22 protein-coding genes are annotated in these 18605 nt (G+C 37.7%); 18 read left to right on the plus strand and 4 right to left on the minus strand.

Features of this window, described 5'->3' with window-relative positions:
* Positions 1–30 precede the first annotated feature (30 nt).
* Positions 31–1584, minus strand: coding sequence for a T9SS response regulator signal transducer PorX (gene porX, locus GJU39_RS15250; protein WP_154281846.1), 1554 nt, complete (start codon positions 1582–1584; stop codon positions 31–33).
* A 111-nt stretch (positions 1585–1695) separates the two neighbouring features.
* Here porX and GJU39_RS15255 point away from each other — a divergent pair, with 111 nt between their 5' ends.
* The 9 genes from GJU39_RS15255 (at position 1696) to GJU39_RS15295 (ending at position 9521) form a co-directional block, all read left to right on the plus strand.
* A complete protein-coding gene (locus tag GJU39_RS15255; protein ID WP_167515702.1) occupies positions 1696–2919 on the plus strand; it encodes an HD domain-containing protein in 1224 nt (407 codons plus the stop codon).
* 122 nt (positions 2920–3041) lie between these two features.
* Positions 3042–4118, plus strand: a complete 1077-nt coding sequence (gene lpxD, locus GJU39_RS15260) for a UDP-3-O-(3-hydroxymyristoyl)glucosamine N-acyltransferase (RefSeq protein WP_154281847.1) — start codon at positions 3042–3044, stop codon at positions 4116–4118.
* Positions 4108–5523, plus strand: a complete 1416-nt coding sequence (locus GJU39_RS15265) for a bifunctional UDP-3-O-[3-hydroxymyristoyl] N-acetylglucosamine deacetylase/3-hydroxyacyl-ACP dehydratase (protein ID WP_154281848.1) — start codon at positions 4108–4110, stop codon at positions 5521–5523. The genes lpxD and GJU39_RS15265 overlap by 11 nt, the downstream gene beginning before the upstream one ends.
* Positions 5520–6305: an acyl-ACP--UDP-N-acetylglucosamine O-acyltransferase gene (lpxA, locus tag GJU39_RS15270; RefSeq protein WP_154281849.1), complete on the plus strand. Its 786-nt coding sequence runs from the start codon at positions 5520–5522 to the stop codon at positions 6303–6305. Before GJU39_RS15265 ends, lpxA begins: the two co-directional genes overlap by 4 nt.
* A 40-nt stretch (positions 6306–6345) precedes the next feature.
* A complete protein-coding gene (locus GJU39_RS15275; RefSeq protein WP_154281850.1) occupies positions 6346–6807 on the plus strand; it encodes a GNAT family N-acetyltransferase in 462 nt (153 codons plus the stop codon).
* Between the two features lie 50 nt (positions 6808–6857).
* Positions 6858–7472, plus strand: coding sequence for an ABC transporter ATP-binding protein (locus GJU39_RS15280; protein ID WP_154281851.1), 615 nt, complete (start codon positions 6858–6860; stop codon positions 7470–7472).
* A gap of 658 nt (positions 7473–8130) precedes the next feature.
* Positions 8131–8691 carry an elongation factor P gene (gene efp / locus GJU39_RS15285; RefSeq protein ID WP_154281852.1) on the plus strand — a complete coding sequence of 187 codons (561 nt, stop codon included), beginning with the start codon at positions 8131–8133 and terminating at the stop codon, positions 8689–8691.
* 104 nt (positions 8692–8795) lie between these two features.
* Complete coding sequence (locus tag GJU39_RS15290; protein ID WP_154281853.1) at positions 8796–9356, plus strand: 5-formyltetrahydrofolate cyclo-ligase; 561 nt, start codon at positions 8796–8798, stop codon at positions 9354–9356.
* A 6-nt stretch (positions 9357–9362) separates the two neighbouring features.
* On the plus strand, positions 9363–9521 hold the full coding sequence (locus GJU39_RS15295) for a hypothetical protein (RefSeq protein ID WP_154281854.1): 159 nt from the start codon (positions 9363–9365) through the stop codon (positions 9519–9521).
* A 28-nt stretch (positions 9522–9549) separates the two neighbouring features.
* Here GJU39_RS15295 and GJU39_RS15300 read toward each other — a convergent pair whose 3' ends face one another.
* A complete protein-coding gene (locus GJU39_RS15300) occupies positions 9550–10317 on the minus strand; it encodes an exodeoxyribonuclease III (protein ID WP_154281855.1) in 768 nt (255 codons plus the stop codon).
* Entirely contained in the window at positions 10317–11045 is a 729-nt protein-coding gene (locus GJU39_RS15305) for a peptidylprolyl isomerase (protein ID WP_154281856.1), read from the minus strand. The genes GJU39_RS15300 and GJU39_RS15305 overlap by 1 nt, the downstream gene beginning before the upstream one ends.
* Before the next feature lie 94 nt (positions 11046–11139).
* Here GJU39_RS15305 and GJU39_RS15310 point away from each other — a divergent pair, with 94 nt between their 5' ends.
* From GJU39_RS15310 to GJU39_RS15345, 8 genes are all read left to right on the plus strand, one after another.
* A complete protein-coding gene (locus tag GJU39_RS15310) occupies positions 11140–11544 on the plus strand; it encodes an HYC_CC_PP family protein (RefSeq protein ID WP_154281857.1) in 405 nt (134 codons plus the stop codon).
* 161 nt (positions 11545–11705) lie between these two features.
* Positions 11706–12242, plus strand: a complete 537-nt coding sequence (locus GJU39_RS15315; RefSeq protein WP_154281858.1) for a heavy-metal-associated domain-containing protein — start codon at positions 11706–11708, stop codon at positions 12240–12242.
* Between the two features lie 4 nt (positions 12243–12246).
* Complete coding sequence (locus tag GJU39_RS15320) at positions 12247–13059, plus strand: transporter family protein (protein WP_154281859.1); 813 nt, start codon at positions 12247–12249, stop codon at positions 13057–13059.
* Positions 13060–13066: 7 nt separating this feature from the next.
* Positions 13067–13570: a DUF3347 domain-containing protein gene (locus GJU39_RS15325; protein WP_154281860.1), complete on the plus strand. Its 504-nt coding sequence runs from the start codon at positions 13067–13069 to the stop codon at positions 13568–13570.
* The gene (locus tag GJU39_RS15330) at positions 13570–14130 is read left to right on the plus strand and encodes a helix-turn-helix domain-containing protein (protein WP_154281861.1); all 561 of its coding nucleotides are present in this window, start codon (positions 13570–13572) and stop codon (positions 14128–14130) included. Before GJU39_RS15325 ends, GJU39_RS15330 begins: the two co-directional genes overlap by 1 nt.
* A gap of 109 nt (positions 14131–14239) precedes the next feature.
* Positions 14240–14722 (plus strand): YceI family protein, encoded by a 483-nt coding sequence (locus tag GJU39_RS15335; RefSeq protein ID WP_245227932.1) that lies wholly within the window; start codon positions 14240–14242, stop codon positions 14720–14722.
* 178 nt (positions 14723–14900) lie between these two features.
* Positions 14901–15725: a 4,5-DOPA-extradiol-dioxygenase gene (ygiD, locus tag GJU39_RS15340; protein ID WP_154281862.1), complete on the plus strand. Its 825-nt coding sequence runs from the start codon at positions 14901–14903 to the stop codon at positions 15723–15725.
* 181 nt (positions 15726–15906) lie between these two features.
* Entirely contained in the window at positions 15907–16626 is a 720-nt protein-coding gene (locus GJU39_RS15345) for a heavy-metal-associated domain-containing protein (RefSeq protein WP_154281863.1), read from the plus strand.
* A gap of 53 nt (positions 16627–16679) precedes the next feature.
* Here the strand turns inward: GJU39_RS15345 and GJU39_RS15350 are convergent, their stop codons facing one another.
* Positions 16680–17207 carry a YfiT family bacillithiol transferase gene (locus GJU39_RS15350; protein WP_154281864.1) on the minus strand — a complete coding sequence of 176 codons (528 nt, stop codon included), beginning with the start codon at positions 17205–17207 and terminating at the stop codon, positions 16680–16682.
* Between the two features lie 110 nt (positions 17208–17317).
* Here GJU39_RS15350 and GJU39_RS15355 point away from each other — a divergent pair, with 110 nt between their 5' ends.
* A complete protein-coding gene (locus GJU39_RS15355; RefSeq protein WP_154281865.1) occupies positions 17318–18502 on the plus strand; it encodes a hypothetical protein in 1185 nt (394 codons plus the stop codon).
* Positions 18503–18605 lie beyond the last annotated feature (103 nt).

Below are 18605 nucleotides of genomic sequence, written 5' to 3' on the forward strand. Positions count from 1 at the left end.
GAATTGGGCTAAATCTATATTAACAGCATTCTATCTTGGTGAATACGTTACCACCGGAATAATCATTTCCTCCAATGAAATCCCACCATGCTGGAAGGTTTCATTATAATAATTTACAAACTGATTATAGTTGTTTGGATAAACGAAGTAACTATCTTCACGTGCAAAAATATAACTGCTGCTGATGTTAATTTTCGGCAATAATGCATCATGAGGGTTTTTAATCAGAAACACATCTTTTGCATTGAAATTCAAATTCCGCCCTTGTTTATATCTTAAATTGGTATTTGTAGCACGATCTCCTATTACTTTCACCGGCTTTTTAACGCGAATAGTTCCATGATCGGTGGTGATAACTACCTTAACTTGTTTCTGCGAGATCTTTTTCAATAAATCCCAAAGTGGCGAGTGTTCAAACCACGATAAAGTTAAAGAACGATAGGCCGCATCATCATTTGCCAGTTCACGAATCATTTGCATATCTGTACGCGCGTGACTCAGCATATCCACAAAATTGAAAACAATCGCATTAAAATCATTTTGCAAGAGGTTATTAGTTTGATCAACCAAATCTTTACCCTGCTCAAAAGTTAAAATTTTATTATAGCTGAATTTACAGTCTTTTCTTAAGTTGCGCTTAATATTATCCGCCAGAAATGCTTCTTCGTGCATGTTTTTCCCACCTTCATCATCATCATTTTGCCAAAGCTGCGGAAAACGTTTTTCCATCTCCAAAGGCATCAGGCCGGAGAATATCGCATTACGTGCATATTGAGTTGCAGTAGGAAGAATACTGGTATACATATCCTCCTCATCAATTCTGAAATATTCAGAAATTAAGGGGTTGATAATTTTCCATTGATCATAACGTAAATTATCAATCAAAATGAAAAATACAGGTGTGGTATCATTAATATGCGGGAAAGCTTTTTTCTTCAGCAACTCGTTAGATAATAATGGTGCCGTATCCTTATTTTTAATCCAGTCCAGGTAGTTTTCATCAATAAATTTGGTAAACTGGGTATTGGCTTCCTGTTTTTGCATGGTTAAAATTTCATGCATTTGCGGATCATCAAGCTTCTCTAGTTCTAATTCCCAGAAAACGATTTTTTTGTAAACATCAATCCATTCTTCATAGCTCAAACGATCACCCAAAGTCATGCCCAGGCGTCGAAAATCCTGCTGATAAGCCATTGACGTTTTTTCACTTACCAAACGTTTATTATCAATCAGCTTTTTGATGGTTAATAAAACCTGTTTAGGATTTACCGGTTTAATTAAATAATCATCAATTTTACTTCCAATGGCATCTTCCATCAGGTTTTCTTCTTCGCTCTTGGTAATTAATACCACCGGAACATCAGGATTTAAATTTTTAATGGCCGAAAGGGTTTCAATTCCACTCATGCCCGGCATGTTTTCATCAAGAAAAACAAGGTCGAAATGTGCTTTTCCGAATGCCTCTAAAGCATCATTTCCATTGGTAAAGGTTGTTACGTTATAACCTTTATCATTTAATAATAATATATGGGGTTTCAGCAAGTCGATTTCATCATCGGCCCACAAAATTTTAGTTTCTTGCATGTTTTTGTAAAAAAAGATATGTATTGCCTTTTAATTTCGGCAGGTAAATCAAACTACAAATAAAAATAGCAATTTTTGTACCGTATCTATCTATTTAACTATTTTTAACTATTGAATAAAAAGAAAATAATCAATGATCCCGTTTACGGTTTCATTAGTATTCCCTCAGAATTGGTGTATGATGTGATTTCACATCCCTATTTCCAGCGTTTGCGGTATATTAAACAACTTGGGATGACTCATTTGGTTTATCCCGGCGCTTTGCATACCCGGTTTCATCACGCCTTAGGTGCCATGCATTTAATGAGCCTGGCCATCGAAGTCTTGAGAAGCAAAGGGCATATCATTACCGAAGGTGAAGAAGAAGCAGCAACATTGGCTATTTTACTACACGATATCGGTCACGGGCCTTTTTCACATGCGTTAGAACACTCTTTGGTTACCGGAATTAAACATGAGGATATTTCAGCAAAGCTGATGCTTGATTTGAATCTTCATTTTGATGGAAAATTAACACATGCCATCGAAGTTTTTAATGGTACTTACCACAAAAAGTTTCTTCATCAGCTAATATCCGGTCAGCTGGATTTAGATAGAATGGATTATTTAAATCGCGACAGCTTCTTTACCGGCGTAAGCGAAGGCGTAATCAGCTTCGACCGGATTATTAAAATGTTTAATGTTTTTGATGATAACCTGGTGATCGAAGAAAAAGGGATTTACTCTATTGAAAAGTTCCTGATTGCCCGCCGTTTAATGTATTGGCAGGTTTATTTACACAAAACGGTAATTTCTGGTGAAATGATTTTAGTGAAGCTATTGGAGCGCGCAAAAGAGATTGCGGCAGCTGGCCAGGGTTTGTTTGCCTCACCATCATTGCATTACTTTTTAAGTAACGATATCAACGAAAATAACTTTTTTGCCAATCATGATCATCTGGAACATTTCACCAATCTGGATGATCAGGATATTTACGCGGCAGTGAAAGTTTGGACAAAACATCCCGATAAAATACTTTCTACACTTTGCCAGATGCTTACCACCAGAAATTTATATAAGGTTGAAATGGGAAATGAGCAGGCGAATGCAGACCGGGTAGCGTTTTTAAAGGATGCAGCTGTTCACCTGTTGGAAATCAGACCAGAAGAGGCCCGTTTTTTTGTGTTTACCGATGCGATTCAAAACCGGGCTTATAATGCTGGTGTAGGGAATATCAAGATATTGATGAAAAATAACGATATTGTTGATATTGCAAAAGCGTCCGATTTATCGAATCTGGAATCACTACAAAAAACTGTAGAGAAGTACATTCTCTGCTACCCGCGAGGGATTTAAGATTTTTTAACAAAATATTTGACTTCTACTGCCGTTTTAAGTCTTACTATTGTGTAAAATATACACGCCTTAACCCTTACAGGTTTTTTTGTTCATATCAATTTAACATATACCTTTGTACGATGCAATTTACTGCAAAGCAGATAAGCGAGTTTTTAGAAGGTTCCATTGATGGCAACCCAGATGTAGCCGTTACCGAACTTTCTAAAATAGAAGATGGTAAAGAAGGATCATTATCTTTTCTTTCCAACCCGAAGTACGAGAACTTTTTGTATTCCACGCAGGCATCAGTTGTTATCGTTTCAAAAGATTTCATCCCCAACCAGCCGTTTACCAGCACCTTAATCCGTGTGGAGAATCCATACAGTTCATTTACTGTTTTACTCGATAAATATAATGAAGCGATAAATGCACAAGCGGCTTTGTCTGGAATAAACAAACTGGCTTTCGTTCATCCAACGGCCAAAATTGGTTCGAATGTATTTATAGATGCCTTCGCATATGTTGCTGAAAATGTGATCATTGGCGATGGCAGCAAGCTTAATGCACAAACTTTTGTTGGCGCTAATTCCAGAATTGGCGAAAACAGCACTTTTTTCTCTGGCGTAAAAATTTACCACAACTCCATAATTGGAAGCAGGGTAATTATACATGCCAATACCGTAATTGGCAGTGATGGATTTGGTTTTGCACCACAAAAAGATGGCACTTACAATAAAATTCCGCAGATCGGTAATGTAATTATCGAGGATGATGTAGAGATTGGTGCCAATACCACTGTAGATCGGGCAACAATGGGATCTACTATTATTAAAAAAGGCGCGAAAATTGATAACCTTATTCAGATTGCACATAATGTTGAGATTGGAGAAAACACTGTTTTAGCTGCACAATCGGGTATTTCCGGCAGTACAAAAATAGGCCCGAACAGCGTTGTAGGCGGACAGGTTGGTATTGCCGGCCATTTAACTTTAGCAAAAGGTACTCAAATTGGCGCACAGGCAGGAATCAACTTTAACATTACAGAAGAAAATAAACAATGGCACGGCAGCCCGGCGCAACCTTTGCGGAACTGGATGCGGGCCTCAGTAATTTTCAAACATCTTCCAGATGTAGAAAAAAGAATAAATACGCTCGAAGAGGAATTGAAAAAGCTTACGGCTGAACTGGAAAAGAACACAATACACAATGAACGTTAGACAAAAAACGATTAAACAAGAAGTATCAGCATCTGGTGTTGGTTTACACACAGGCGCTAATGTGACTTTAACATTTTGCCCTGCCCCTGAACATCATGGGTTTAAATTTCAACGTATTGATTTGGATGGTCATCCCATTATTGATGCAGATGCAGATAATGTAACAGATACTTCCCGTGGTACAACCTTAACCCAAAATGGCGCAAGCGTAAGTACGGTAGAACATGTTATGGCTGCTCTGGTTGGGATGGATTTAGATAACGTACTTATTAAATTAGATGGTCCGGAAACCCCCATTATGGATGGAAGTTCTATCCAGTTTGTAGACCTTCTTGAAGAAGTTGGAATAGTTGAGCAAAATGCAGATCGTGAATATTTTACCATTCCCCATAACATCACTTATACCGAAGAAGATAGAAAGGTAGAGATTGTAGCCATGCCATTGGATGACTACCGTTTCACTTGTATGATCGATTATAATTCGCCGGTATTAGGGAGTCAGCATGCGGGCATTAATACCATTGCAGAATTTAAAAAAGAAATTGCTTCGTGCCGTACTTTCTGCTTTTTACATGAACTGGAGTATCAGCTTTCACACAATTTAATCAAAGGTGGCGATTTAAATAACGCCATTGTGATTGTAGATAAAGAGGTTACAAAAGATGAGTTGAGCCACCTGGCAAAGCTATTTAACCGCGCAGATATTGATGTAGCCCCTCAGGGAATCCTAAACAATATGGAGTTACGTTACCAAAACGAGCCTGCCCGCCATAAGTTATTAGATATGATAGGTGATCTGGCTCTTGTTGGTATGCACCTTAAAGGCCACATTATGGCGGCTCGTCCTGGCCATGCGGCGAATGTTGCTTTTGCAAAAAAGATTAAGGCAGCCATTAAAAAAGAGAAAAATAAAAAAAATCAAAAGGTATACGATCCAAGTGCAAAACCATTGTATGACGTTGTTCAGATTATGGATATTTTGCCTCACCGTCAGCCTTTTTTGTTTGTCGATAAAATTTTAGAACTCTCCAAAAACCACGTGGTTGGCGTTAAAAACGTAACCATGAATGAGGAGTTTTTCAAAGGGCATTTTCCTGGTACACCGATTTTCCCGGGTGTGATTCAGATTGAAGCCATGGCTCAGGTAGGTGGTATTTTAGTGTTAAGTACCGTTCCGGATCCACGTAATTATTTAACCTATTTCTTAAAAATAGATAACGTTCGCTTTAGGGCTCAGGTTCTTCCCGGCGATACCATCATTTTCCGTTGCGATTTACTTGAACCCATCAGAAGAGGTATAGCTCAGATGAAAGGTGTGGGTATGGTTGGCGAGAAAATCGTTGTCGAGGCCGAAATGATGGCACAAATTTCAAAAATTAAACAAGCAGAACCAGCCGAATCATGATACAACCCTTAGCATATATACATCCACAGGCAAAAATTGCCGAAAACGTAGTGATCGAACCTTTTGTAGTGATACACAAGGATGTTGTGATCGGCGAAGGAACATGGATTGGCTCGAACGTTACCATTATGGATGGCGCCCGGATTGGTAAGAACTGCCGCATTTTTCCCGGAGCAGTAATCTCCGGTGAACCTCAGGATTTAAAATTTGCAGGGGAAGTAACTACTGCAGAAATTGGAGACAATACCACTATCCGCGAATGTGTAACCATTAACCGTGGTACCAAAGATAAATGGAAGACTGTGATTGGCAGCAACTGCTTAATTCAGGCGTATTCTCATATCGCACATGATTGCGAAGTGGGCGATAATTGTATCTTCTCAAACAGCACCACTTTGGCTGGTCACATTACCATTGGAAACAATGTGGTTTTAGCTGGTTTAGTGGCGATTCACCAATTCGTAAAGGTTGGTTCTTATGCTTTTGTAACTGGCGGATCATTGGTTCGTAAAGATGTTCCTCCATACGTTAAGGCGGCTCGAGAACCACTTTCTTATGCCGGAATTAACTCCGTTGGTTTAAGAAGAAGAGGCTTTACGAACGAACAGATCGATGAAATTCAGGAAATTTACCGCGTACTTTTTGTAAAACATAATAACGTAACCAAAGCTTTAGATATGATCGAAGCAGAATTCAAGCCAACGGAAATCCGCGATGAAATTGTAGATTTTATCCGGAACTCAAACAGAGGGGTGATGAAGGGTTTCGGCATGGGTAGTTAAGCTTTAAAGCAGAAAGATCAAAGCATAAAAACAATAATTCATGACTGATTTAAAGTTGATTAGAACTGATTCGGATGATGTCGATTTCAAACAATTGATAATACTATTAGATCAGGATTTAGCGATTAGAGACGGTGATGAACATGCTTTTTATTCGCAGTTTAATAAAGTTGATGCGATTAAGGAAGTGATTGTTGCCTATATAAATGAAACTCCGGCAGGCTGTGGAGCGATCAAAAAATTTTCTGATGATACAGTAGAGGTTAAAAGGATGTTTGTTCATTCAGATTACCGTAAAAAAGGTACAGCGGCCAGAATAGTAGGTGAACTTGAAAACTGGGCTGCCGAATTGGGTTTTTCTCAATGTGTATTGGAAACTGGTAAAAAACAACCTGAAGCCATTGCACTTTATCAAAAATGCGGATATCAGATTACGCCAAACTATGGTCAGTATATTGGTGTAGAAAATAGCATTTGCATGGCAAAAGCTTTAAATGCCTGAATTAAATCTTGCTGCTTGTTACTCAAATCCTGATACTTGATACTAATAAAATGAAGATAAGTTTAACAAAAATCGGCAGAAGATTTAACAAGGAGTGGATTTTTAGAAATTTAAGCACAGAGTTCTCATCTGGCAACCGTTACGCAATTTTAGGACCAAATGGTTCTGGTAAATCTACATTATTAAGTGTATTAACCGGAAGTCTAACCCCGTCTGAAGGACAAATCTCATTTTCAGGGGATAAAGATATTCCCGTTGAAGATATCTACCAGCGGATCAGTCTGGCTGCCCCCTATCTCGAATTGGTAGAAACTTTTACCTTGAAAGAAATTATTGATTTTCATTTCAAATTTAAAAATTTTGCCCCGGGCATCGATCAAAAATCCCTTATATCCATTCTTGGTTTAGAAAAGTCTGCTAACAAAGAAATCAAGTATTTTTCATCAGGAATGAAGCAACGAACTAAACTTGCTTTAGCATGTTGCTCAGACGCTCCTATTCTTTTCTTAGATGAGCCAACAAGTAATTTAGATGTTCAGGGTGTAGACTGGTATCGCGATTTAATTGAAAACTTCACATCAGGAAGATTAACAATTATAGGTTCAAATCAAATTCATGAATATGATTTTTGCGATAAAGAGATACAAATATCTGATTATAAGTAATTTGTGTCGTTTTTTACATCGATAAGACGCGAAGCATTTGTCATTTATTTGTATTATAAAAAAATTTTAATAAATATATTTTGTAATTGATAAATAGTTCTTACCTTTGCACCACCAAAAAGAGAAACAATTATCCAATTAATCTCTTTTAGTAATTGATTGTTTTTTCTGCTTTTGCAGAATCAAATATAAAGCCTGAAAAGGCAAAGAGTTTTTCATAGTTTAGTTTGAGGTTTAGGTTGATTATGCCTTTGGAGTGGTTCCCAAAGGCATTTCTTTTATCCGGAGTTTTTTTAAATGATGGATTAGCCAAAGTCTGTTTTCTTTTTAAACCTCACTAATGGAGAGAGATCAAAATTCCTTTTACTAAACCTTAAAGCTTTTAAAAAAACAATCAAATTTCTCCTGATGACGATCTTATGTCAACAAAATCAAGCTTTGCTTTTCAAATCAACCCTGATTTATTTAACTTTGATGTTCGGAAAACAGCAACAAGATAATTCAAGACAGGAGCCTATATGGAGCGTGTTAAATAGGTGCTGATATGGCGAAAACCATAAGCCTGAAGCACGAATCCCTTTATAGGTTTTAAATAAAAAAATTTTACCTTTGCGGTCACAAAAAAACTAAATATAAATCCAATTAAGGATCACATAATATGGCTAAAGCATCAGAAATTAAAAATGGTAACATCCTTCGTCTAAATGGCGAATTGGTTACGGTTGACGAATGGAATCACCGCACACCAGGTAAAGGTGGTGCTTTTTACACTGGCAAATTTCGTAACATTAAATCAGGGAGAATTGTAGAAGCGCGCATGAATACCGACGAGGTTGTGGAAATTTGCCGCGTAGAAACCAGTGATTATCAATATCTATATGAAGATGGCGATTATTTAGTGGTAATGGATAACAACACTTACGAACAATATAATGTAGAAAAAGCATTATTCGGTTCTGCCATTAAATTCTTAAAAGAAGGCATGAGTGTAATTGTTTCTATGGAAAGCGATGAAGCCATTATGGGCCAATTGCCAAACTTTGCTGAATTTGAAATTACCTATTCTGAGCCAGCGGTAAAAGGTGATACATCTACCAATGCATTGAAAGCAGCAACACTAGAAAACGGTGTGGAGGTTAAAGTACCCATGTTTGTAAACCAGGGCGATAAAATCAAAGTTGATACACGTACAGGCGAATATGTTGAACGTGTAAAATAGCATTTTACATTTATAGAAAGCCCTTGAATTTATTTCAAGGGCTTTTTGCGTTAAGCCAAACCTCCTTAGCCCAACTTGTCATAAAAATTATTAATTTGAGCCTGATGTTAAAAGCTGAAATAAGAAAGCAAGCCCTAAAAGAAAGATTATCACTTGGCGAGGCTGAATACAACCTGCTAAATGAGGACCTTTTAAATCACTTTAAATCGCTCGATTTTACTCAAGTCAATACAATTCATATCTTTCTGCCTATTACGAAAAGAAAAGAACCTAATACTTTTTTGTTAATCGAATGGCTTGCAGAAAATCATCCTCACATCAAAATAATTGTTCCAAAAGCTGATTTTGAAACTGCACTGATGACCCATCATGAATATCTTGGTATTGATGACTTACAGAAAAACATTTACGATATTCTTGAACCTCAAAAGGGAACTATTCACAATGGTGAAGTGGATATGGTTTTAGTTCCGCTTTTAGCATTTGATCAATACGGTTATCGTGTGGGCTATGGAAAAGGCTTTTACGACCGCTTTCTCGAAAATTTAAATGCTAAAAAAATAGGCTTATCTTTGTCGCCTGCAATAGAAAAGATAGATGATGTAAATGAATACGACATCCGTTTAGATTTTTGCATTACACCTACAGAGATTATTAAATTTTAAGCAATCATGGCAACCGAAATCGTTATCAAAACAGAAAAACAGTACGAAGACAATATGATTGCCGTATTTGAACTACAGGAAAAAGAAGAACTTACCGCTGAAGATTTAAAGCAAATTGACCTGATGCTAAAGGCTGGCGAGAAATACGAAGCTGAGCATCTGTAATCGCCTCGCCTTTTAGATTAAACTTCAGTTAATCTATTTCCAATAGCACCGGACAATGATCTGAATGAATTGCATCGGGCAAAATTCTTACATTTTTTAGCCGGCTTTCCATTTGTTTGGTAACGAGGTGATAATCAATCCGCCAGCCTAAATTTTTACCTCTCGACCCTGCCCGGTAACTCCACCACGTATAATGATGCGGATCTTTATTGAAATAGCGAAAAGTATCGATAAATCCATTATCTAAAAACAGTTGCATCCATTCTCGTTCTTCTGGTAAAAACCCAGATGAATTGGCATTTGATTTTGGATTATGAATATCAATAGAGGTATGGCAAATGTTATAGTCCCCACTCACAATTAAATTCGGCAGTTCCTTTTTCAATTCTTCTATGTAAGTGTCAAAAAACCGCATAAATGCATATTTCTTCACCTGTCTTTCATCCCCACTGGATCCTGAAGGCATATATAAACTCATTAAGGAGAATTCGTCGAAATCTGCCCTAATAATTCTTCCTTCCTGGTCAATCCACTCTTCGCCGCAGCCAAAAACCACCTGATTTGGTTTAATCTTAGTGAGAATGGCTACACCGCTATACCCTTTCTTTTGTGCCGGAAACCAATAATGATGATAGCCGAGTTGTTCAATCAGGGCGATAATTTCTGTTATTTGTTCAGGCAATGCTTTCACTTCCTGCAAGCAAACCATATCTGCATTTGTAGCTTGTAACCAGCCAAAGAAGTTTTTTGTACTTGCCGCACGGATGCCATTAACGTTGTAGGAGATGATTTTCATTAGGATCTAGCCGTTTCTTTATCTTTCAACACCCCTTGCGCCAGTTGTTTCTCTAGTTTCTTTGCCTCGCGTTTCTTCAAAATCGATATATCCATTCTAACATCCTGTTTAGGCCGGTCGTTTTTATCCGTTTCCATGGCTGCAATTTTATCAACCAGACCTAAACCCATTACAATTTCACCATAAACCGTATAGTTGCGATCCAAATGTGGTACGCCGCCAATGGTTTTATAAACCTGTCTTTGCCATTCGGGAATTTTGAATTTCAATCGTTTTTCTTCTAAAGAATTTAACTGTTCATCCGTAAAAATCTTCCCTTGCACCAAGTAAAACTGGCTTCCGCTGGATGCCTTTTCCGGATTAACCAGATCTCCTTCTCTTGCCGCGGCCAGCACACCCTTTTTATGAAAAAGGCTATCCTGAAATTCGGCAGGAATAGTGTATTTTGGTCCACCTTCGCCAAGCAAAGAATCAGGTTTTGCATTTTTGGAGTCCGGATCTCCGCCCTGAATCATAAAGGATTTAATTACCCGATGAAACAATGTACCATTGTAAAAACCTTTTTTGGTAAGCTTTAGAAAGTTATCTCTATGTAAGGGCGTTTCATTGTAGAGCCTGATTACACACTCACCATATTCAGTTTTAATGCGCACATATTGATTTTTGGGTTTTGCTGCGAAAGTTGAAATTGAACTTAAAACCAAAATAAACAGAAGGAATCTTTTCATTTGAAAAATATTTTGCTCCTAAATTACGCTAAATATGATCTTCGTTAAAGAATTATTATACTATCCTGTAATTTTTTGCGTTACATTTGTTAAAATGAAACTCAAACAGAAAATAGCACTTAGCCTGACCGTATTTTACGTGGTTAGCGTAATGGGCTTTGCTTTAAGTTTACATTTCTGCGGTGGAAAACTAGAGAATGTAAAACTTTTCAGCAATGAGATTTCATGTAAATTCTGCAAGGAAATTCCTGCGGAGAAGAAAAAAGATGATGGTTGCTGCAAAAACACCCAGGTAACTGTTAAAGTCAAAGATAGTCATCAGACGGAGGCACAAATCCAAATGCCAAAGTTGTTTTCCATTCAATTATTTCTTCATCCGCCAGTTTTAGAATTTCTAAGCAACATCACTCCGGAATTTTATAATAAAATTTCAAATAAAGCACCTCCACTCTCCTCAAGGGTTGCTTTACATGTTTTCAACTGCATTTTCAGAAATTAGGCTAAAATAAATCCGTTAGCTGACACTTGTTTTACAAGCGCAGGTACGCTATCTGACATATCTTTTAGCGACTTCTTAGTCAGTATCTATTCCTATCGGGGCTTCGATATCAATTTGGTATAACTGCCCGATAACTATCGTTTATTCTAATTCAAAAAATCATGAAAACAATAAAATTGTTAAGCATTATCATGCTTATTTTCGCCGTAAAAGTATCGGCTCAACAAATATCAAATGCAGATTTACAAGTGACTGGTTTAACCTGTTCTATGTGTTCAAATGCAACCCAAAAATCGCTGGAAACGTTGAGTTTCATTTCTTCAGTAAAGCCTGATTTAAATAAAAACATCTTCGTACTCACCTTTAAAAAAGGAGCAGATATTAACCTGGATCTGGTTCGTAAGAAAGTGCAGGATGCCGGTTTTTCGGTAGGCGGGTTAACTGCAGATTTTGCATTCAACCAGGTAAAAGTAGACGATAAAGGCCAGGCGATCGTGGATGGAAATGTTTATCGTTTTGTAAATGCGAAAAGCAAAACTTTAAACGGAACGGTAAAAGCCTCCGTTGTAGATAAAAATTTCATCTCTGGGTCTGCTTTTAAAAAACAAGCTACTGCAATCAGCTCTGATGCTTATGCAAGCGGTGTCGCTATAGTAAACGGAAAGAAAACACGTGTTTATCACCTTGTTCTTTCTTAAAAAAATGAAGCGACTAATCATTATAGCGCTGGTGTTGTCCAGTGCTTTTCAGCATGCTTTTAGTCAGGAATTGTATGTATTTACTGAGCCTGCAAGCAATATGCCTACAAAGTCAATTGGCGTTCGCTTAACCAACGAAGGGATGTTTAACAACCCTGGTTTTGTAAGCAGAACCATTCCTGAAGTAATGTTTGGTTTTAATAAAAACCTCATGATGCATGCGCAGGCTTTTTTATCAGATATGGACGGAAAGTATCGCTTAGAAGGCGGAAGTTTATATGGTAAATATCGGTTTCTTTCTATTGATGAAGTACAAAGTCATTTTAGAGCTGCAGCATTTGGGAGAATTAGCACCAGTAAACGGCCAACTTACACCAGGGATATTAACCTGGAAGGCGATAATAGCGGGGTGCAAGGTGGATTTATATTTACACAATTGCTCCATAAACTGGCCCTTTCCGCTACCTTAGGTTATGCACATGCATTTAAAGACCACGATAGACAAGTACCCGGAATGCCAGGGCCGAATAATATGTTCTCCTATAGCTTATCGTCAGGATATTTGGTATTGCCTTTTATTTATAAGAACTACAAGGAACCAAATGTTAACGTATACTTTGAAATGCTGGGTAAAACGGATCCAGGTTCTGGCCAAAGTTATCTGGATTTAGCGCCGGCCGTTCAGGTGATATTAAACAGCACAACCAGAATTGACCTCGGATATCGCTTCCAGGCGACTGGAAATATGACTGACAGATACACTAAAAATATGTATCTGGTAAGAGCAGAATTTAACTTTTTTAATGCTTTAAAATAAAATTAAGATGAAAAAAATTATGATCATGGTGGCCATAATCGCCATTGCAACTACAAAATTAACATTTGCTCAAAGTAAAACTGATGTAGCATTTAATCAGCTATTAAGTGCCTACTACGATGTAAAAAATGCATTAGCAACCGATAAAATGGCTATCGCTAAAGAACAGGTTAAAGTTTTGACAGCAAAAGTTGATGCCATTCCCCATAAAGATTTACCTGCAATACAACATACACTATGGATGGAGCAATCTGAAGTTATTAAGGCAAAAGCAACTGAACTGGCAGCTGGTAAAGACATCAAATCGCAAAGAAAATCTTTCGAAGGCATTTCTTCTGCAATGATTAAAACCATTAGGAACATCAAATTTAACAATACTACTGTTTACGTTCAACATTGCCCTATGGCGAAAGCAAGCTGGTTAAATGAGAAAGAGAACATCGAAAATCCATATTATGGAAGCATGATGTTCGACTGTGGCGATATTGCAGAAACTATTAAATCGAAATAATGATACTACATATCAAAAATATGGTATGTAACCGTTGCAAAATGGTGGTTAAAGCCGAGCTCGAGCAGCTTGGCTTTAACCCTGTTTCCGTAAAATTAGGTGAAGTTATCCTCTCAGAAAACATTTTTCCTGCTGATAAGGCGAAAATTGCAGAACGCTTAAACCGGTTTGGCTTTGAGTTATTAGAGGATAAAAAAACTCAACTGGTAGAGCAGGTTAAAACTTCTATCATTAATCTGATTCATTATGCTGAAGAGCCTCTGAAAATCAATTTATCTGCCCATCTAAGTGTGCAACTTAACATAGAATATCACCAGTTAAGCGCCGTTTTTTCTGAAGCTGAAAACCAAACCATTGAGAAATATTTCATTGCACAAAAAGTAGAAAAAGCTAAAGAAATGCTCACTTATGGGGAGTTAACTTTAAGTGAAATTGCTTTTCAACTAAATTATAGCAGCGTAGCTCATCTTTCTGCTCAATTCAAAAAAGTTACAGGTTTAACGCCATCGGCCTATAAAGCGGAGACTTCAAATAAACGGAAGACTCTCGATGAAATCTGACTATTTCTAACCATCGGCTTCAGCCGGCGGTTAAGTATCAAACTTTTCTTATCATACATCAACAGTTGATTTAAGATGGCGGCGTACTTTTGTTGAATAAATTAAAGACATGAAAAAATTATTCTTATTTCTGATCGCTACTTCGATTAGCGTAGCATCTTTTGCACAAACCAGCTGGAAAATCGACCCCATGCATTCATTTGTTAACTTTTCTGTTAAACACATGGGCATTTCTTTTGTTGATGGTTCATTCAAAAAATTTGATGGTTCAGTTGCCGCAGCGAAACCTGATTTAACTGATGCAAAAATTGCTTTTACGGTTGACGTAAACAGCATCACAACCGGGGTTGATATGAGAGATGGTCACTTAAAAACCGACGATTTTTTCAACGCTGAGAAATTTCCAACGATGAAATTTGAAAGTACTTCATTAAAGAAATTAAGCGGAAACAACTATGAATTAAATGGTAAACTAACGATTCGTGATGTAACGAAAGATGTGAAATTTGCTGTGGTATACGGTGGAACAGCAAAAGATCAGCAAGGAAATACTAAAGCTGGTTTTGGTGCAACAACTACCATTAACCGTTAGATTACAACATTAAATATGATCCGACTGGTGCTGGTGTAGCTAAAGATGTGACCATAAAATTGAACTTAGAATTTGTTCAGGCAAAATAAATAGGATCGTTATTCCGGGCTTGCCCCGGAATCTTTCTTTCCAATAAGCTCCTGAATCAAGCTCGGTACAACGGCGATAAAAAATTACAATGTCAGCATTATCTCAATTCAGAAACTTTACTCAAGGCCTGGCTCAAACAGACTTAATGCCTACGCTTTTTATCGGTCACGGCTCGCCGATGAATGGTATTGAGCACAATGAGTATAGCGAAAGCTGGGCCAATCTGGCAAAAAATATTCCTGTTCCAAAAGCAGTATTGGTTGTCTCAGCACATTGGTACACGCACGGAACGTTCGTAACAGCAATGGATTTCCCACCTACCATTCATGACTTTGGCGGTTTTCCGCAAGCCTTGTTCGATGTTCAGTATCCCGCACCCGGAGATGCAAAACTGGCTTTAGAAATTCCATCATTAATTCATTCCACACCTGTTGAACCGGATCACGACTGGGGATTAGACCATGGCACCTGGACCATTGTAAGACACATGTATCCGGAAGCCAATATTCCTGTTCTCCAACTTAGCATCGATTATACCAAATCTCCGGCGCAGCATTACGAAATCGCAAAGGAAATTTATGCCCTTCGAAAAAAAGGCATTTTGGTTATCGGCAGCGGAAACATGGTGCATAATCTTCGGATGTTAAGCTGGGAGATGATTAACGGCGGTGGCTACGATTGGGCAAATGAGATGAACGACAAATTCAAAAATCTGATTGCAAATGGTGATCATCAACCTCTAATTGATTACCGCAGCTTAGGCGCTGATGCTATGCTGGCCATCCCAACACCAGAACATTATTTACCGCTTATTTATACGCTGGGATTAAAGAACGACAAAGAAGGGCTTTCTTTCTTTAACGATAAAGCTGTAGGTGGTTCGCTTACTATGACTTCGGTTTTGGTGGGATAAATAGGTTTAGGGTTTAGGGTTTAGGGTTTAGGGTTTAGGGTTTAGGGTTTAGGGTTTAGGGTTTAGGGTCAATGCTTTTTCTAACAGGGTTGTTTTAGTTAACCAAAATTCTATAACATTTTCTGATTATTCTATAACGGTTCTAACCGCTTTTAGGGGTAAATTTGTAGAAACTTTTAAGATGACACATACCTATCAACTTACCGGAATGACTTGCGGCGGTTGCGAAAATAAAGTAAAAAGCAACCTTTTAATCTTACCTGATGTAACTGCTGTTGAGGTTTCTAAAGACACAAATTCGGCAACCATTAGCATGGATAAACACATCAGTTTAACTGCGCTTCAACAAGCATTAGGCGGGCCAGACAGCAAATACAAAATCACCAGCGAGTCGGCGATCGAAACGGTTACAGATACTAAATCCTGGGTAGAAACTTATAAGCCAATTCTATTAATTTTTGGTTACGTTACCGCCATTTCTTTTATTGCTTCCTGGCAGCAAAATGCAATAGATTTCATGTTATTTATGCGCATTTTCATGGCTGGATTTTTCCTTACTTTCTCCTTTTTCAAAATGCTGAATTTAAAGGCCTTTGCAGAAAGCTATGCGATGTACGATATTGTGGCTAAAAAATTAAGCACCTGGGGTTACATTTACGCATTTATTGAGCTTGGTTTAGGTTTTAGTTTTGCACTCAACCTATCTCCTGCTGTCGTAAACTGGGTAACGCTTGTGGTAATGACTGTAAGCATCCTCGGGGTTTTAGAGAGCGTAATCAACAAGAAAAAGATTCAATGTGCTTGCCTTGGTGCTGTATTTAACTTACCAATGAGTACGGTAACCATTGTTGAAGATGCCATTATGATTGCCATGAGCGCAACCATGTTGATACTCATGTAATGCGAATAGGATTTACATCCTTCGCATCATAGAATAGATCCGAAGGATGTAACTCAAACGGGGCGCACCGTGTTGGTAATATGTGCCAAATGATGTTTACCATGCCATGCGTACATCCCAAGCATGTTGGCCAGAGTAAGTTCCTTTCCTTGTGCAGGATGAATATATTTTCTCTGGTAATCCTCCATCTTTATTGTTTTTAAAAAGGCTACCCAACGTTGGTGTAGCGCCGTTAATAAAGCAACTGACGTTTGAATATCTCCATTTTTGGCCTCTTTTGTTTCAGCCCACAACTCTTCATGGTAAGGCCTGATTACCGGAACATCTTCCGTAATGGCCTGTTTGAAACGAATGTATGCATTCATGTGGCTATCTGGAAGATGATGGATCACCTGCCTTAATGTCCAGCCTTCCGGGCGATAGGTTTGATTTAATTCCTCATCGGTCAGTCTTCCTGTTGCTTCGATTATTTGACCCGGAAGTGCTTCAATTTCAGAAATCCAGATGCCGGCTTGTTGCGCATTGAAAATATCAGGCATTGTAAATTGCCCAATTGGGTATTTTAATTTTGCTAAATCCATAGTGCCAAAATATGTTTTTTACACAACATTTTCCCTTTTCGTTAAAATGAATTCATTTCATTAAAAATTCATTCATTTAAAGCATATTGCAATTAATTTAAATTACGCAAATGAAGCAGTTATTTTTGGCTTTTGCATGCCTGATTCCAACAATCATATATGCTCAAACTGTTAAAACAGACGTATTGGTTTTAGGGAACGATGATGCAGCTTATTCTTCCGGATTGCAGGTTGCACGTTCCGGCGCTAACGTTGTGATTTTAACACAAAGCGCTGCTTTCAATTTAGACGAGATCAAGTCAAAAAAATCAGTAGAGATCTATAAGATGTATGTTAGTGCGCAGCAGAAAATTGTAGCTTTTTCCAATAATTTAGCGAAAAATACCACCATTGATAAAAAGAAAAAATCAGCAAAGGTGAAAATCGACAGCACTAAATTATTCAGCGTAATAAACAATGCTCCTTTATTAGAAATTAAACGATCAGGCAGTGGATGGGAGGCGAAGATTAGCAAAGATAAAAGTATTAAAGCTAAGGTTCTAATCATTGCAAACAATGGTAAAGAGGTGCTCCCTATGTTAAATATGACCAATTTGAAAACTGCAGATTTGAGCACCTTAAATTATTCCGGGAACTTATACCGCACCACAATTGCAGGCGTTAGTGGCACACCTGATTTTTTATCATTATATCATCTACTCCTTCCGGATCAGGAAAACTTACTTTATATTAATCAAAGCAATGCAGAAATCGGTCAGGCGGCCGGAGCCGTTGCAGCTTATGCCTCATTCTTTAAAACCAAAACCAGTTTATCCAACTTAAAAATAATTCAGGGTGAACTTTTAAATTATAAGCTGTCGCTAATGCCTTTTGATGACGTGAAAATTACCGATTCTAACTGGCTGGCGATTCAAAAGACTGGAATTACTGGGATTTTAAAAGCTGATCTAAAAAATGGAAAAGCCTTTTTTAACCCTGAAAATGAAGTGCTTTATGACGAAATTAAACAACCCATAAAAGATTACTATTATAAGGCTCAAATCTGGTTTGATGATCATCAAAATATCCCTATTAATTTAGAAAATACCATTTCGATGGTTTCTTATGTAGGTAATAAAGCCATTGATGCGACCAAGGCAGAATTAGAAAAAAAGTGGAACAAGAACTATAGGTTTTCCTCAAAGTATGACCTGAAAAAAGTATTAACCAGAAGAGAATTCTCTGTCATTATCAACGAGTACCTGAAACCTTTTGATGATGTGAATGTGGATAGAACTGGTAGCGTAATTCGGTAGTTTTAACAGCTGATTTTTTGCCACGGAAACACGGAGCAACACAGATTTAAAAATTATGATTCTGTGTTTCCGTGGCGACAAGCTTTTACTGTTACGCGGTTGT

Source organism: Pedobacter petrophilus, from assembly GCF_009674725.1.
Lineage (GTDB): Bacteria > Bacteroidota > Bacteroidia > Sphingobacteriales > Sphingobacteriaceae > Pedobacter > Pedobacter petrophilus.